Annotated in this window: 14 protein-coding genes; 11 read left to right on the top strand and 3 right to left on the bottom strand. The window is 69.0% G+C overall.

Going from position 1 to position 16,240, the window contains the following annotated elements; all coding sequences use genetic code 11:
- Window positions 1–15 precede the first annotated feature (15 nt).
- The 11 genes from nusA to dapB all read left to right on the top strand — a co-directional run bounded on the left by nusA (window position 16) and on the right by dapB (window position 12,818).
- Window positions 16–993 (top strand): transcription termination factor NusA, encoded by a 978-nt coding sequence (gene nusA, locus TFU_RS03865; RefSeq protein ID WP_016188338.1) that lies wholly within the window; start codon window positions 16–18, stop codon window positions 991–993.
- Window positions 994–1,041: 48 nt separating this feature from the next.
- On the top strand, window positions 1,042–1,305 hold the full coding sequence (locus TFU_RS15755) for a YlxR family protein (RefSeq protein ID WP_227481007.1): 264 nt from the start codon (window positions 1,042–1,044) through the stop codon (window positions 1,303–1,305).
- A gap of 249 nt (window positions 1,306–1,554) precedes the next feature.
- Complete coding sequence (gene infB, locus TFU_RS03870) at window positions 1,555–4,422, top strand: translation initiation factor IF-2 (RefSeq protein ID WP_011291225.1); 2,868 nt, start codon at window positions 1,555–1,557, stop codon at window positions 4,420–4,422.
- 120 nt (window positions 4,423–4,542) lie between these two features.
- Window positions 4,543–4,836, top strand: coding sequence for a DUF503 domain-containing protein (locus TFU_RS03875; RefSeq protein WP_011291226.1), 294 nt, complete (start codon window positions 4,543–4,545; stop codon window positions 4,834–4,836).
- Between the two features lie 4 nt (window positions 4,837–4,840).
- Window positions 4,841–5,296 carry a 30S ribosome-binding factor RbfA gene (gene rbfA / locus TFU_RS03880; RefSeq protein WP_011291227.1) on the top strand — a complete coding sequence of 152 codons (456 nt, stop codon included), beginning with the start codon at window positions 4,841–4,843 and terminating at the stop codon, window positions 5,294–5,296.
- A 3-nt stretch (window positions 5,297–5,299) separates the two neighbouring features.
- Window positions 5,300–6,181, top strand: a complete 882-nt coding sequence (truB, locus tag TFU_RS03885) for a tRNA pseudouridine(55) synthase TruB (RefSeq protein WP_011291228.1) — start codon at window positions 5,300–5,302, stop codon at window positions 6,179–6,181.
- Between the two features lie 142 nt (window positions 6,182–6,323).
- Entirely contained in the window at window positions 6,324–7,271 is a 948-nt protein-coding gene (locus tag TFU_RS03890) for a bifunctional riboflavin kinase/FMN adenylyltransferase (protein WP_041428207.1), read from the top strand.
- A gap of 231 nt (window positions 7,272–7,502) precedes the next feature.
- Window positions 7,503–7,772, top strand: coding sequence for a 30S ribosomal protein S15 (rpsO, locus tag TFU_RS03895; RefSeq protein ID WP_011291230.1), 270 nt, complete (start codon window positions 7,503–7,505; stop codon window positions 7,770–7,772).
- Window positions 7,773–8,186: 414 nt separating this feature from the next.
- Window positions 8,187–10,490, top strand: coding sequence for a polyribonucleotide nucleotidyltransferase (locus TFU_RS03900; RefSeq protein ID WP_011291231.1), 2,304 nt, complete (start codon window positions 8,187–8,189; stop codon window positions 10,488–10,490).
- A gap of 142 nt (window positions 10,491–10,632) precedes the next feature.
- The gene (locus TFU_RS03905; RefSeq protein WP_016188344.1) at window positions 10,633–11,970 is read left to right on the top strand and encodes a M16 family metallopeptidase; all 1,338 of its coding nucleotides are present in this window, start codon (window positions 10,633–10,635) and stop codon (window positions 11,968–11,970) included.
- Window positions 11,971–12,077: 107 nt separating this feature from the next.
- Window positions 12,078–12,818, top strand: a complete 741-nt coding sequence (dapB, locus tag TFU_RS03910; protein WP_011291233.1) for a 4-hydroxy-tetrahydrodipicolinate reductase — start codon at window positions 12,078–12,080, stop codon at window positions 12,816–12,818.
- Between the two features lie 262 nt (window positions 12,819–13,080).
- Here the strand turns inward: dapB and glpK are convergent, their stop codons facing one another.
- The 3 genes from glpK to TFU_RS03925 form a co-directional block, all read right to left on the bottom strand.
- A complete protein-coding gene (glpK, locus tag TFU_RS03915) occupies window positions 13,081–14,583 on the bottom strand; it encodes a glycerol kinase GlpK (RefSeq protein ID WP_011291234.1) in 1,503 nt (500 codons plus the stop codon).
- Window positions 14,584–14,705: 122 nt separating this feature from the next.
- On the bottom strand, window positions 14,706–15,575 hold the full coding sequence (locus TFU_RS03920; protein ID WP_011291235.1) for a 1,4-dihydroxy-2-naphthoate polyprenyltransferase: 870 nt from the start codon (window positions 15,573–15,575) through the stop codon (window positions 14,706–14,708).
- 97 nt (window positions 15,576–15,672) lie between these two features.
- A complete protein-coding gene (locus TFU_RS03925) occupies window positions 15,673–16,212 on the bottom strand; it encodes a GNAT family N-acetyltransferase (protein WP_016188347.1) in 540 nt (179 codons plus the stop codon).
- Window positions 16,213–16,240 lie beyond the last annotated feature (28 nt).

A 16,240-nucleotide genomic window follows, 5' to 3' on the forward strand; every position in this document is an offset into this window, starting at 1 on the left:
CCCGTGGATATCGACATGAGTGTCCTGCGCAGTCTGGAACGCGAGAAGGACATCTCGGTGGACCTCGTCGTCAAAGCCATCGAGGACGCGCTCCTGATTGCGTACCGCCGCCAGGAGGGGCCCGACACCAACGCCAGGGTGGAATTGGACCGCGCTACGGGACACGTCACGGTGTGGGCCGAAGAGCGCGACGAAGAGGGGCGGCTGATCCGGGAATACGACGCCACCCCCTCCGGGTTCGGGCGGATCGCCGCGTCCACGGCGAAGCAGGTCATCCTGCAGCGGCTGCGGGACGCCGAGGACGAGATCACCCTGGGCGAGTTCGCCGGGCGGGAGTCCCAGATCGTCTCCGGTGTCGTCCAGCAGGGCAAGGACCCGCGCAACGTGCTGGTCGACCTGGGACGGGTCGAGGCGATCCTGCCGCCGCAAGAGCAGGTACCCACCGAGACCTACACCCACGGTGAGCGGCTGCGGGCCTATGTCGTGCAGGTCCGCCGGGGGCACCGCGGCCCTTCGATCACCCTGTCGCGCACCCATCCCAACTTGGTGCGCAAGCTCTTCGAGCTCGAGGTTCCCGAGATCGCCGACGGCACGGTCGAGATCGCAGCGATCGCGCGGGAAGCGGGCCACCGCACCAAGATGGCGGTCAAGTCCAACAAGCCCGGCGTCAACGCGAAGGGCGCGTGCATCGGACCGCTTGGCAGCCGTGTCCGCAATGTGATGAACGAGCTGCGCGGGGAGAAGATCGACATTGTCGACTACTCGGACGACCCGGCGCAGTTCGTCGCGAACGCCCTGTCGCCGGCCCAGGTGACGCACGTGGAAGTGCTTGACGCTGCGGCGCGGGTGGCGCGGGTCATCGTGCCCGACTACCAGCAGTCGCTGGCGATCGGCAAAGAGGGGCAGAACGCGCGGCTGGCTGCCCGCCTGACCGGGTGGCGCATCGACATCCGCTCGGACACGGAGATGGCCGAACAGCACGGCGAGGAATAGCACGAGCGGAAGAACGGTTCGCATAGGTCGATGAGCCCACGGGGTAGAATGGGTGACAACTCAGCGGCTCCCGTGCGCACGTGCGTGGGCTGCAAGTCAAAAGCAGCCCAGTCAGACCTCATTAGGCTGGCGCTGGACGGAGATGCGGTCGTTTGCGACCACGCCCGGCGGCTGCCGGGGCGGGGAGCCTATCTCCACCCCGACCGACGGTGTTGGGAGGCCGCGCAGCGGCGCCAGGTCTGGCCGCGGGTGTTCCGCGTCAAGCGGGCCCTCGATATCTCACCCGCTGCCGAGTGGTTTGCCGCGGTCTGATTTCGAGTTGGCCGAGGTTCTGGATTAGGGTTGGAATGATCACGCCGCCCGCTCGGTTGTACTAACCGGGTACGCGGCGGGTCTTGTCATGCCGGAAGATCCGGCGTCACCCACCCATTGTTGTGTAGCAAACGAGTCGGAAGCGGGTCGAGATTGCGATGAGCGCTCGATGAGTACGCAGCGATGAGTACGTCAAGCTAGCGACGGTCCGGCACAGGCTCATGTCCCGGACCGAGATAAAGGAGAGCAGTGGCGAAGGTCCGGGTATACGAGCTCGCTAAAGAGTTTGGTGTGGAGAGCAAGGCTGTCCTGGCCAAACTCCAGGAGATGGGCGAATTCGTACGTTCGGCGTCCTCGACGGTAGAGGCGCCTGTGGTACGTCGACTCAAGGAAGCTTTCAGCCAGAGCAGCGAGAGCACTGAGGGCGCGAAGGGCGGACAGGAGAAGAAGAAGCCCAGCCCCAAACCGCAGCCCAGCCCGCAGCAGCAGACTAAGGCCTCGGCCCCGTCGGCCGGTGGTGAGACGCCACGTCCGGCGGTGCCTAAGCCCGGCCCCGGCCTCAAGCCGGGACCGCGTCCGGTGCCCAAGCCGGGACCGCGCCCCGGTCCCCGGCCTGAGGGCGGTGCGGGCAAGGCCGGTCAGCAGCCTTCCGGTGCCCAAGGTCCCGCACGTCCTGAATCTGGGAAGACGCCGCGTCCGGTGCCCAAGCCGGGACCGCGTCCGGGCAACAACCCCTTCAGTTCGACCGCCAGCGGTATGGGCACGCGGCCTACGCCGCGTCCGCCGGCGTCCGGCGGTACGGGTGCGCCTCGTCCGGGGCCGCGTCCGCACCCCGGCATGATGCCGCCCCGCCCCGGTGCGAGTGCAGGCGGGCCGCCGCGTCCCCAGGCACCGCGCCCCCAGGCGCCGCGTCCTGGTCCTGGCACGGCTGGCGGACGTCCCGGCTCGAGCGCAGGCGGGCCGCCGCGCCCTGTCCCGCGTCCCGGTCCGCGGCCCAGCCCGATGAACATGCCTGCGTCGCGGCCCACCCCGCCTGGTGGGGCCCGTCCGAGCACGTCGAGCCGTAGCGGCGGCGGTCGCGGCCGCGGTGGTGGCGGCGGCGCTGGACCGCGCGGTGGCGGAGCGGGCGGCGGCGCGCCGCGCACCGGTTTCGGCGGCCGCCCCGGTGGTGGTCGCGGTCGCGGCGGAACCGCTGGAGCGTTCGGCCGTCCCGGTGGCCGTCCGAGCCGTTCCCGCAAGTCGAAGAAGCAGCGGCGTCAAGAACTCAAGGACATGCAGGCGCCGTCGTTCGGCGGTGTCAAGATCCCCAGCGGTAACGGCAAGGTGATCCGGCTGTCCCGTGGGGCGTCGCTGGCCGACTTCGGTGAGCGCATCGACGTCAACCCGGCCTCGCTGGTGCAGGTCGTCATGACGCAACTGGGCGAGATGGTCACGGCCACCCAGTCGCTGCCGGACGAGACCCTGCAACTGCTGGGCGAGGAGCTCAACTACACGGTTGAGGTCGTCAGCCCCGAGGACGAGGACCGCGAGCTGCTGGAGTCGTTCTCCATCGAGTTCGGTGAGGACATCGGCAGCGAGGAGGACCTCAAGCCGCGTGCGCCCGTGGTGACCGTCATGGGTCACGTCGACCACGGTAAGACCCGGCTGCTTGACGCGATCCGCAACACCAACGTGGCCAGCGGTGAGGCCGGCGGCATCACCCAGCACATCGGCGCCTACCAGGTCACCACCACGGTGGACGGGGAAGAGCGCAAGATCACCTTCATTGACACCCCGGGTCACGAGGCGTTCACCGCGATGCGTGCCCGCGGTGCGCAGGCCACCGACATCGCGGTGCTGGTGGTCGCGGCCGACGACGGTGTCAAGCCGCAGACGGCGGAGGCGATCGACCACGCCAAGGCGGCCGACGTGCCGATCGTGGTGGCGGTCAACAAGATCGACCTGCCTACCGCTGACCCGCAGAAGGTGCGCGCCCAGCTCACCGAGTACGGCCTGGTGGCTGAGGAGTACGGCGGTAACGTCCAGTTCGTGGACATCTCCGCGAAGGAGAACCTCAACATCGACCAGCTCCTCGAGGCCATCATCCTGACGGCGGACGCCGAGCTGGACCTGAAGGCCAACCCGGACATGCCGGCCCAGGGCCTGGCGATCGAGGCCTACCTGGACCGCGGTCGGGGCTCCATGGCCACCGTGCTGGTCCAGCGCGGCACGCTGCGCGTCGGCGACTCGATCGTCTGCGGTGACGCCTACGGCCGGGTCCGCGCGATGCTTGACGAGAACGGCAACCGGGTCAAGGAAGCCGAGCCGTCCCGTCCGGTCCAGGTGCTGGGTCTCACCAACGTGCCCAGCGCGGGCGACAGCTTCCTGGTGGTCAAGGACGACCGGGTGGCGCGCCAGATCGCGCAGCAGCGCGAGGCCCGCGAGCGGTTCGCCCAGCAGGCCAAGGCCAGCCGCCGGGTCACCCTCGACAACTGGCAGAAGACCCTGGAGGAGGGCCAGCGCGAAGAGCTGCTCCTCATCATCAAGGGCGACATGTCTGGTTCTGTCGAGGCGCTTGAGGAGTCCCTCCTCAAGATCGACCCGGGCACCGATGAGGTCGCGATTCGGGTGATCGGCCGCGGTGTCGGTGCGATCACGCAGAACGACATCAACCTGGCTGCCTCGTCCGGCGCGGTCATCATCGGCTTCAACGTCCGGCCCGAGGGCAAGAACAGCGAGCTGGCCGAGCGCATGGGCGTGGACATCCGCTACTACTCGGTCATCTACCAGGCCATCGAAGAGGTCGAGGCTGCCCTCAAGGGCATGCTCAAGCCCGAGTACGAGGAAGTCCAGCTCGGTACCGCGGAGATCCGCGAGATCTTCAAGGTGCCGCGGGTCGGCAACGTCGCCGGTGCGGTGGTCCGCAGCGGTGTCATCAAGCGGAACGCCAAGGCCCGGCTTATCCGCGACGGGGTGGTCGTCTCCGACAACCTCACCGTCGAGTCGCTGCGCCGGTTCAAGGACGACGTCACCGAGGTCCGCGAGGGCTTCGAGTGCGGTATCGGAATCGGCTACAACGACATCCGCGTCGAGGACATCATCGAGACGTTCGAGATGCGGGAGAAGCCGCGCGACTGACCTTCCAGGGCTGCTTTCGGGCCCCGACGCCCTCCGTCGGGGCCCGAAGCCCGGTGGCCACGGTGGGTCGCACCGGGAAATCGGCACCCATAACTCCAAATCCTTCCCCGGGGTGAGTGCGTGTACGTCGGAGCCCTGACGCTGGACCTGCTGTTGGGCGACGTCCGTTCATTGAAGCAGAAGCGTTCCGTTATTCGACCCATCGTGGCCGAACTCCAGCGCAAATACAGCGTCTCGGTTGCGGAGACCGGCAACCACGACCTGTACCGGCGGTGCGAGATCGGAATCGCGGTGGCCGCGTCCACGGCAGCGCACTGCACCGCGTTGATGAACTCCTGTGAACGCCTAGTCGCCGACCGCCCCGAAGTCGAGCTGCTGTCTGCCCGGCAGCGGCTCTTCAACGATGAGGAATAGACCGATGGTTGACGCCGCACGTGCGAGCAAACTCGCCGACCGCATCCAGCGGATCGTGGCCGAGATGCTGGAACGCCGGATCAAGGATCCGCGCCTGGGTTTTGTGACCGTCACCGATGCGCGGCTCACCAATGACCTGCGTGACGCCACCGTCTACTACACGGTGTTCGGCAGTGATGCGGAGAAAGCCGCGACGGCGGCTGCGTTGGAGAGCGCGAAAGGCTTGATCCGCTCCGAGGTCGGCCGCCGCACCGGGCTCCGGCACACTCCCACCATCACGTTCGTCATCGACGAGGTTCCCGACAACGCCCGGCACATCGAAGAGCTGCTCGCCAAAGCCAAGCAGGCCGACGCGGAGGTGGCTCGGGCCGCGGCCAACGCCCGTCCGGCCGGGGACCCCGACCCTTACCGGGAGCCGCGTCCGGCCGATGACGACGACGAGGACGACGAGGACGAGTGATTCATGGCCGACGGCGTTGTCATCGTCGACAAGCCCGCAGGCTGGACTTCCCACGACGTGGTGGCCCGGGTGCGGCGCCTTGCCGGCACTCGTCGGGTCGGCCACGCCGGCACCCTTGACCCGATGGCGACGGGGGTGCTGGTCGTCGGAGTCGGCAAAGCGACCCGGCTGCTGGGGTATCTCGCGTTGACGGAGAAGGTCTACGAGGCGACAATCCGCCTCGGCCAGTCCACCACCACCGACGACGCGGAGGGAGAGCTGCTGGAGCGCCGCCCCGCCGACCACATCGACGAGGCCGCGGTCCACGCGGGGACCCGCGCGCTCACCGGCGTGATCCACCAGGTTCCGCCGCAGGTCAGTGCGGTCAAAGTGCGGGGGCAGCGCGCCTACCGCCGTGCCCGGGCAGGCGAGACGGTGGAACTGAAAGCGCGCGAGGTGACCGTGCACGAGTTCACCGTCACCGGGTTCCGCCGCGTCGACAGCCCGGACGGCGCCTTCGTCGACGTTGACGCCCGCGTGACCTGCTCCAGCGGCACCTACATCCGTTCCCTGGCACGCGACCTGGGGGCGGACCTCGGCGTGGGCGGGCACCTGACCGCGCTGCGCCGCACCCGGGTAGGGCCCTACACCGTGGAGCAGGCCGCCACCCTGGACGAGCTGGCCGCCGAGTTCACCGTGATGCCGCTGGCGGAAGCGGTGGCTGCGGCGTTCCCGGTCCGTCGGCTCAGCGCGGGCGAAGCCCGCCGTGTGGTCCACGGCCACCGGATCTCCCCGAGCGGGCATTCCGGTCCGGTGGGGTTGTTCGCCCCCGACGGCCGGGTGCTGGCCCTGGCGGAGAACCGGTCGGGCAGCAGCCAGCCCGTGGTGGTCTTCGCGGGAAGCTGAGGCGGGCGGGCTCCGCGGCGTGCTGCAGAGGGCTGCGGACCGTCCTTCCCGGAAGCGGAACCGCGGCGAGTACCATGACGCGGGGCGGCCGCTCGGCTGCCGTCCCGTGCTGGTGAGCATGGCGGATGGGAGAACGGTGAGCGTGCGGCTTTGGCGCGGACTCGGCGAGGTACCCGCGGACTGTAAGCGTTCCGCGGTGATAGTCGGCACTTTCGACGGGGTCCACCGCGGCCACCAGAGGCTCCTCCACCAGGCACGGGAGCACGCTGACCGGCTTGGCCTGCCTCTCGTGGCCGTCACCTTCGACCCGCCCCTCGGTCTGGTGGCGGGCACGCTCGACCCCCCTGTGGTGCTCACCGGTGCGGAGTACCGGGCCGGACTGCTCGCCCAGCACGGGGTGGACGCGGTGTGCGTCCTCGAAGCCACCCCGGACCTTGCCGCCCTGCCCAGCCGGGACCTCGCCCACCGCATCCTGGTCGACGGGGTGCCTGCGGCGGTAGCGCTCCTTGCTGAGGAGGACGACGACGGCGTGGTTTTCGACCTCGCGGCCGTGCACGCCCTCGGCAAAGAGCACGACTTCTCCGTGGTGGGCCTGGCTGCGGGCAGCGGCCCCGAGGCGGTGACCGCAGCGCAGGTGCGTTCCCTGGTGCTGGCCGGGGATGTCGCCGGCGCGCACACGGCACTGGGCCGCCCGCACCGGGTCGAAGGGGTCGTGGTCCACGGCGCGGCGCGGGGACGGGAACTGCTGGGTTTTCCCACCGCGAACCTGGACTGCCCGCCGCGCAGCGCGGTGCCCGCCGACGGGGTGTATGCGGGCTGGCTGCTCCGGCTCGACACCCCGCCAGAAGGGACGGAGGCCCGTTGGCCGGCTGCGGTGTCCGTAGGCACCAATCCGACGTTCGACGGCCAGGTGCGCACGGTGGAGGCCTACGCGCTCGACCGGGACGACCTCGAACTCTACGGGCTGCCGATGGCGGTGGAGTTCACCCACCACATCCGACCCATGCTGCGTTTCGACAGCATCGACGAGCTGATCGAGGCGATGCAGCGCGACGTCGACCGGTGCCGGGAACTGCTGGCAGGCCGCTGACCGGGGCGGCTCTGGTCCTGGACGGTGCGCATCGGTAGTAAGCTTTGTTTTCTGGGAGCCGTTCGTGTCTGCTCTGCTGCGCTAGTGATTCCGCGACACGTCCGGCTGGGTATTCCCCTCCGACGACTGTGGGCGCGCACGGTTGTCGGCTTTCGACGGCCCGCTCGGGCCACTGTCTTCGAAAGAATCCCGCAGTACGGTTCGCGCGCCACGTATGGGAAAAGGAGCGTCGTGCCGATCGACACCGCTACCAAGCAGAAGATCATTGCCGAGTACGCCACGAAGGAAGGCGACACCGGTTCTCCCGAGGTGCAGGTCGCGCTGCTGACGCACCGCATCAACCAGCTCACGGAGCACCTCAAGGAGCACAAGCACGACCACCACAGCCGTCGTGGTCTGCTGCTGCTGGTCGGTCGTCGGCGCCGTCTTCTGCAGTACGTCGCGAAGAAGGACATCAACCGCTACCGTCGGCTGATCGAACGCCTCGGTCTGCGGCGCTAGCGGCGTGCTCGAAAAAGGGAGTGGCCTCCGCCGCTCCCTTTTTCTTAGTAGTGTGGACTCGTTACCGGCCGCCGAGACAGGGTAGATACTCTGCCGCGGTGTGTCGGATGACAACTGAACAGTCAGGCATTCCCGCGCTCCCACCCTCGGCCGTCTCTAGCCACGGTGGCATCTTCCGGTAGGCGAGGAGAACACCCTCGCCACGGTGTCGAGAAAGGCCGGTCTTCGGTAGTGGTTCTCCGACACGCCCGCACCAGGGGTCTCGGGGAACTTCGATCGATGGCCGGCCGTCGGGGCCATCGCGGTACGGCTGCGGCGGTCCGCCCGGCCTACCGCGGAGTCCTCACGACTCTCGAGACGGACACCTACGGGGCACGGACGCGGGATCTTCGTTATCCGTGTAGGAGGTCGCCCATGGAGGGCGTGTATTCTGCCGAGGCCGTCATCGACAACGGCCGTTTCGGCACCCGTACGATCCGCTTCGAGACCGGTCGCCTGGCCCGCCAGGCCACAGGGTCGGCTACGGCCTACCTTGACGACGAGACGATGGTCCTGTCGGCGACGACCGTGTCGAAGCGCCCCAAGGAGGCCCTGGACTTCTTCCCGCTCACGGTCGACGTTGAAGAACGCATGTACGCCGCGGGGCGCATCCCCGGCTCGTTCTTCCGCAGGGAGGGGCGTCCCTCGGAGGACGCGATCCTCACCTGCCGGCTCATCGACCGGCCGCTGCGTCCGTCCTTCCAGAAAGGGCTGCGCAACGAGATCCAAATCGTTGCGACCGTGCTGGCCCTGCACCCGGACCATCTCTACGACGTCATCGCGATCAACGCCGCGTCGATGTCCACCCAGCTTGCCGGACTGCCGTTCTCCGGCCCGATCGGCGGCGTGCGGGTGGCCCTGGTCGAAGGCCAGTGGGTGGCGTTTCCCACGCACTCGGAGCTGGCCAACGCCACGTTCGACATGGTCGTGGCCGGCCGGGTGCTGGACAACGGCGACGTCGCGATCATGATGGTGGAGGCCGAGTCCACCCCGCACACCCTGCGACTGGTGGCGGAGGGAGCGATCGGCCCCAACGAGCAGACCGTCGCGGAAGGCTTGGAAGCCGCCAAGCCGTTCATCAAGGTGCTGTGCCGCGCCCAGCAGACCGTGGCTGAGGCCGCGGGCAAGCCGCCCGGCGAGTACCCGATCTTCATCGACTACCAGGACGACGCGTACGCCGCCGTCGAGGAAGCGATCCATGACGAGCTCGCCGCGGCGCTCACGATCGCGGACAAGCAGGAGCGGGAAGCCGAACTCGACCGGGTCAAGGCGCTGGTCGCCGAGAAGCTCGCCGAGGACTTCGAAGGCCGCGAAAAGGAGCTGGCCGCAGCGTTCCGCGCGCTCACCCGGAAGCTGGTGCGGGAGCGGATCGTCAAGGACGGGGTCCGTATCGACGGCCGCGGTGTGAAGGACATCCGGTCTCTCACCGCCGAAGTCAACGTCATTCCGCGCGTGCACGGGTCGGCCTTGTTCGAGCGCGGGGAAACCCAGATCCTGGGGATCACCACGCTGAACATGCTCCGCATGGAGCAGACCATCGACACGCTCAACCCGGAGCGCACCAAGCGCTACATGCACAACTACAACTTCCCGCCGTACTCCACGGGGGAGACCGGGCGGGTCGGCGCGCCGAAGCGCCGCGAGATCGGGCACGGGGCGCTCGCCGAACGCGCTCTCGTCCCGGTGCTGCCGTCGCGGGAAGAGTTCCCCTACGCGATCCGGCAGGTGTCGGAGGCGATCGGCTCCAACGGCTCCACGTCGATGGGGTCGGTGTGCGCCTCCACCATGTCGCTGATGGCGGCGGGTGTGCCGCTCAAGGACATGGTGGCCGGTATCGCCATGGGCTTGATCTACGAGGACGGCAAGTACGTCACCCTTACCGACATCCTCGGTGCGGAAGACGCCTACGGTGACATGGACTTCAAGGTCGCGGGCACGCGCGACCTCATCACCGCGCTGCAGTTGGACACCAAGCTCGACGGGATCCCCGCCGAGGTGCTGGCGTCCGCGCTGCAGCAGGCCCGCGGGGCGCGGCTGGCCATCCTCGACGTCATGTCGGAGGCCATCAACCGGCCCGCTGAGATCAGTCCGCACGCGCCGCGTATCCTTACGGTCAAGGTGCCGATCGACAAGATCGGCGAGGTCATCGGCCCCAAGGGCAAGATGATCAACTCGATCCAGGACGAGACCGGCGCCGAAATCACCATCGAGGACGACGGCACCATCTACATCGGCGCCACCGACGGGCCGTCCGCGGAGGCCGCCCGCGACGCCATCAACAGCATCGCCAACCCGACCATGCCCGAGGTCGGGGAACGCTACCTCGGCACGGTCGTGAAGACCACCGCGTTCGGGGCCTTCGTGTCGCTGCTGCCCGGCAAGGACGGGCTGCTGCACATCTCGCAGATCCGCAAGATGCACGGCGGCCAGCGGATTGAGAACGTCGAAGATGTCATCAGCATCGGGGAGAAAATCCACGTCGAAGTCCGGGACATCGACGAACGGGGCAAGCTCTCCCTGGTGCCCGTCGAAGTCATCGAAGCTGAAGCTGTTGCCGCCCCCAACGGCGGGGAGAGCCCGAACGGGGCGAAGAAGACCGACGCCAGCGGCAACGGCGCCAAGCAGCCGCGCCGCCGTCGCCGCACCCGGTCGTCCAGCCGTTCCAGTGAGAACACCTGACCGGCTCTCCCACCCCGTCTGAGGGCTCCTCGGGAGGGGTGAGAAAACCGTCGGGCGGCCGTACCGTGAAGGGACGGCCGCCCTCCGTTATGTGCTGGGGGGAGGACCCGCAATCGTTTTCGCTTTCGCTGAAGAAGGACCCATGACGACAGTTCCGATCGCGGCCGAGCAGGAAGTCGGCACCACTGTCACCCTCCTCGAACCCGGGGACGGCACTGGCCTGGTGCGCCGTACCGTACTGCCGGGTGGTCTGCGGGTAGTGACCGAGACCATGCAGGGGGTGCGTTCCGTAGCTTTTGGGATTTCGGCGACCACCGGGTCCCGCGATGAGGACGCGGAGCACGCGGGGGCCGCGCACTTCCTGGAACACCTGCTGTTCAAGGGGACGGAACGGCGGAGCGCTCTGGACATCTCCGCGCTGCTCGACGGGGTGGGCGCCGACTACAACGCCTACACCACCAAGGAGCAGACCACGTACTATGCCAAGGTCCTCGACCGCGACCTGCCGTTGGCGATCGACGTCATCAGCGACATGGTCGCCAATTCGGTCCTCGACCCTGCCGAAGTGGAAACTGAGCGCGGGGTGATCCTCGAAGAGATCGCCATGTATGAGGACGAGCCTGCCGACGTGGTCGACGACGTGTTCGCCGCGCACTTTTTCAAAGGCTCGCCCCTGGGCCGCCCCATCCTGGGCACCAACGACACGATCCGCGCGTTGACCCGCGAGCGGATCCTCGAACAGTACCGGAGCGCCTACGTGCCCTCCGAGCTCATCGTCGCCGCCGCGGGCAACCTGGACCATGACACGGTGGTGCGCCAGGTCGCGGAAGCGTTCCGGGACAAGCTCGACGCGGCCGGGGACGCCCGCCCTGCTGCGCCGCGGATCGGCACCGAGCCTCCCGCCACCAATCCGGGAACGGTCCTCGTCAGCCGGGACAGTGAGCAGGCCCACCTGATCCTGGGGCGTGAAGGGGTCAAACGCACCGACCCGCGCTGGTATGCGCTGCGGGTGCTCAGCGCCATCCTCGGCGGGGGCATGTCGTCCCGCCTCTTCCAGGAGGTGCGGGAGAAACGCGGGCTGGCTTACGCCGTCCACGGCTACACGTGCAGCTATTCCGACACGGGACTGTTCCAGGTGTACGTGGGCTGCCTGCCCGACAAGATCGACGAAGTCCTCGACGTCTGCCGCACCGAACTGGAGCGGGCAGCGGCTCACGGGGTGGACGCTGCGGAACTGGCCCGAGCCAAGGGGCAGATCCGCGGCTCCTGGGTGCTGGGTACCGAGGGGACCAATGCGCGGATGAGCCGGCTGACCAGCCACGAACTCGGCTACCGCCGCCACCTGTCACTGAGCGAGGACCTCGCCCTCTTCGACGCGGTCACTTCTGAGGACGTCAGCGAGGTCGCCGCGGAGATCCTCACCCGCCCTGAAGCGCTGGCGGTGGTCGGCCCGTACGAGGAGGGGCGTTCGTTCGTCTGAGCTGTTGAACCAGCCCGGCGTGCTGCGGGGAGGGCCGGCCGGACGCGCCGGTCTCCCGCAGCCGCCGCGCCCTCGGGTGCCGCACGCTTTCCGGTACGGTGAGACCCGTGATTAAGGTAGGAGTGTTCGGCGCTCTCGGGCGCATGGGATCAGAAGTCGTCAAGGCCGTGGAAGCGGCCGACGACACCGAACTGGTAGCCGGAATCGACGTCGGGGACGACCGCGGCAAGGTGCTCGGCGCCGACGTGGTCGTCGATTTCACCCACCCCGATGCGGTGATGGACAACCTGCGCTGGCTCATCGAGCACGGGATCCACGCCGTGGTGGGCACCACCGGGTTCGACGACGCCAGACTCGCCGAAGTCCGCCGCATGCTGGACGCGAAGCCGGGCGTCAACGTGCTCATCGCCCCCAACTTCGGGATCGCCGCCGTACTCATGATGCACTTTGCGGCGAAGGCGGCCCCCTACTTCGAGTCGGCGGAGATCATCGAACTGCACCACCCGAACAAGGCTGACGCGCCCAGCGGAACCGCCTACCGCACCGCCGAACTGATCGGCGCGGCCCGCGCCCACGCTGGTTTGGGCGACGCCCCGGACGCCACCACGTCGGAGCTGCCTGGTGCGCGCGGCGCCCAGGTGGACGGGGTGCGGGTCCACGCGCTGCGGATCACCGGCATGATCGCCCACCAGGAGGTCGTGTTCGGCACCCACGGGGAGACGCTGCGGATCCGCCACGATTCGATGAACCGCGAATCGTTCATGCCGGGCGTGCTCTTGGGGGTCCGCAAGGTCGCGTCCCTGCCGGATCGGCTCACCGTGGGTTTGGAGTCCCTGCTCGGCCTGTAGGAAGGCAGCGGTCGCTGTCCCGCTGCGGCGTACGTGGCGGGAGCCCCGGGCCGAGGAACGCCGGAAGGCCGCGGACGCTGCCGGATGTGCAGCGGGGAGCCGCCCGCGGCCTGTCGGCCAGCCCGCGTCAGGGCCCCGGCCCGGTCCACCGGTCCAGGGCAGGCTGCCGCCGGGGAGGGCCGGGCCCAAGGCAACCGGAAGCCGCAGAAGCGCCGTACCCGCGGCACCGGCTGCGCTCCCGGCGGCCATGCCGGGGCACGCGTCAGGACGCGTCCTCCTCGGATTCCACCCAGCCGAAGGTGCGGCGTACCGCTTTCGTCCAGTTGCGGTATTCGCGGTCCCGCACCTGCGCGTCGATCTGCGGCGTCCACGTGGCGTCGTGCTGCCAGTTGGCGCGCAGACTGTCCAAGTCCGGCCAGTAGCCCACGGCGAGGCCCGCCGCGTAGGCAGCCCCGAGGCAGGTCGTCTCCGCCACTTTGGGCCGCACCACTTCCACGTCCAGCACGTCGGCGAGGATCTGGTTCAGTAGCCGGTTGGCGACCATGCCGCCGTCCACTTTCAGCGAGGCTAGCGGGATCCCTGAGTCGCTGTTCATCGCGTCCACCACTTCGCGGGTCTGCCACGCTGTCGCTTCCAGCACTGCGCGGGCCAGGTGCGCTTTGGTCACATAGGAGGTCAGGCCGGCGATGATGCCGCGGGCGTCGCTCCGCCAGTGCGGCGCGAACAGCCCGGAGAACGCGGGCACGATGTAGCAGCCGCCGTTGTCTGCGACCTGCGAAGCGAGTTCTTCGATCTCCGCGGCGTGCGTGATCATCCCCAGGTTGTCGCGGAGCCACTGCACGAGCGAGCCCGCCATCGCGATCGACCCTTCGAGCGCGTACACCGCGGGCTGGCCGCCGATCTGGTAGCCCACCGTGGTGAGCAGCCCGTTGGTGGAGACGACCGGCTCGGTACCCGTGTTGAGCACCAGGAACGCCCCCGTCCCGTAGGTGCCTTTCACATCGCCGGGGTCGAAGCAGGTCTGCCCGAACAAGGCGGCATGCTGGTCGCCCAGAGCTGCGGCCACGGGCACTCCCGCCAAGGGGCCGGTGGCTGTGCCGTACACCTCCGCACTGGACCGGATCTCCGGGAGCATCGCTGCGGGGATCCCCATCGCGTCCAGGGTTTCGGCATCCCAGTCCAGGGTGCGCAGGTTCATCAGCATGGTACGGCTGGCATTGGTGACGTCGGTGACGTGCCGCCCGGTGAGCTGCCACACCAGCCAGGTGTCCATGGTGCCGAACAGCACTTCGCCGCGCTGCGCCCGCTCCCGCAGCCCGGGGATTTCGTCGAGCAGCCAGCGCAGTTTCGGCCCGGAGAAGTAGGTGGCGAGCGGGAGTCCGCACCGCTGCCGGAACCGGTCCTGGCCTTCCGTCCCGCCCAGGACTCGCAGCAGGCGGTCGGTGCGGGTGTCCTGCCACACGATCGCGTGGTGGACGGGTTGACCGGTCTGCCGGTCCCACACCACGGTCGTCTCCCGCTGGTTGGTGATCCCGACCGCGGCCAACTGGTGGCGGCGCAGCCCGCCCGCGGCGAGCGCCTCCTCCACGACGGCGACGACGTTCGCCCAGATCTCTTCCGCGTCGTGCTCGACCCAGCCCGGGCGGGGGAAGATCTGGCGGTGCTCCCGCTGCCCGAGGGCGACCACGTCGCCGTGGCGGTTGAAGATGATGCAGCGACTCGACGTGGTGCCCTGGTCAATTGCCGCTACGTACTGTTCGGTCACCGGCCCTGCTCCTCTTCGTGTGCCGCGTCTACCGATTTTTCCTGACGTTAGCGGCCCATCCCCCTGTCGTGGGGAGAACAGGAAACCGGTGCCTCCCGCCCCGCCCCGGCGTCTGAAGGCGATTATCCCAGGGCCAGGCCCGCGGTGAACAGGATCCCGAACGCCAACTGCAGCTGCCCGGTCTCCGCCAGTCCGCGGATCAGGCCGGGACCGGTGTCGCCGCCCAGCACCCGGCGGCAGGGGCGCACCGCAAGCGGCGCGGCCAGCAGCACGAGCAGCACCCACCACGACCACGCCACGGCCGCCAGGGCGGCCACGAACGCGCCCGCCACACATCCGGTGAACAGCAGCCGCGCCCCCCGGTCGCCGAGCACCACGGCCAGCGTCCGCTTCCCACTCGCCGCATCAGTGGGCAGGTCGCGCAGATTGTTGATGACCAGCATCGAACACGACAGCAGCCCCACGGCCACGGCTGCCGCCCACCCCTGCCACGGCACCGAACCGGCTTGGACGAACACGGTGCCGGCCACCGCCACCAGGCCGAAGAACACGAACACCGACACTTCGCCGAGCGCCCGGTAGCCGTACGGGTTCTTCCCCCCGGTGTAGAACCAGGCGGCGGCGATCGCCGCCGCACCCACGAGCAGCAGCCACCACGAGGACGTCGCTACCAGCACGAGACCGACGAGCGCAGCCGCCGCAAAGCACACCCACGCGGCGGTGAACACCTGCCGGGGCGCGGCCAACCGGGTCGCGGTCAACCGCACCGGCCCCACCCGGTTGTCGTCGGTGCCGCGGATCCCGTCGCTGTAGTCGTTGGCGTAGTTCACTCCCACCTGCAGCGCTACCGCCACGAGTAGCGCAAGCAGTGCCTTCCACCACACGGCGGCGCCCAGGCCGAAGGCGAGCCCGGTGCCTACCGCCACTGGAACCACCGAATTCGGCAGGGTCCGCGGCCGGGCCCCCGCCACCCACTGGCTCACCGTGGCCACGTGTCGGCCTCACTTCCTCCGTCCCGCCTGCGCGGGCGGGACACGCCTGTCCGGATTCTCCGCTTTTCCACGGTAGCGCTGTCTGCGACCAGCACGGTCAGCGGATCGCTGCGTGCAGCCGCACCATGGGCACGACAGTGCCCGGGTCCAGTTCCCGGCGCGCCCCGTCCGGGGCCCACCCTGCCTGTTCCAGGAACGAGCGCACCGGGTTCGCCTGCTCCAGCGTCCACACGTACACGGCGTGGAAACCGTCGTCGACGAGGTGGTCGACGACGGCGTGCAGGAGGCGGCTGCCGTGCCCCCGCCGGGTCAGCCCTGGGGCGATGTGGAACGCGAAGATCTCCGCGTCCGTGCCGGGCCACCGGTCCGGGTCCTGGGCCGGGCCGAACGCCGCGAACCCTGCCACTGCCCCCTCGTCCACGGCGACCAGCAGCCGGTGCCGGGATGTGGGCGGGGAGGACACCGCGGAACGCCACTGGGCGGTGAACGCTGCCCGGGCCTCAGCGCCCGCCATTTCCGCCAGCACGGGCTCCGGGAGGAGCGCGTGGTACATCTCCTGCCACGCCGCGACTTGCACGTCCACGATCGCTTCGACGTCCTCGGCCCGGGCAGGACGGACAAAACGCTGTGTCGACACGGCAGGGCCCCTCACTCGTTCACCGGCT

This window comes from Thermobifida fusca YX (assembly GCF_000012405.1).
Lineage (GTDB): Bacteria > Actinomycetota > Actinomycetes > Streptosporangiales > Streptosporangiaceae > Thermobifida > Thermobifida fusca.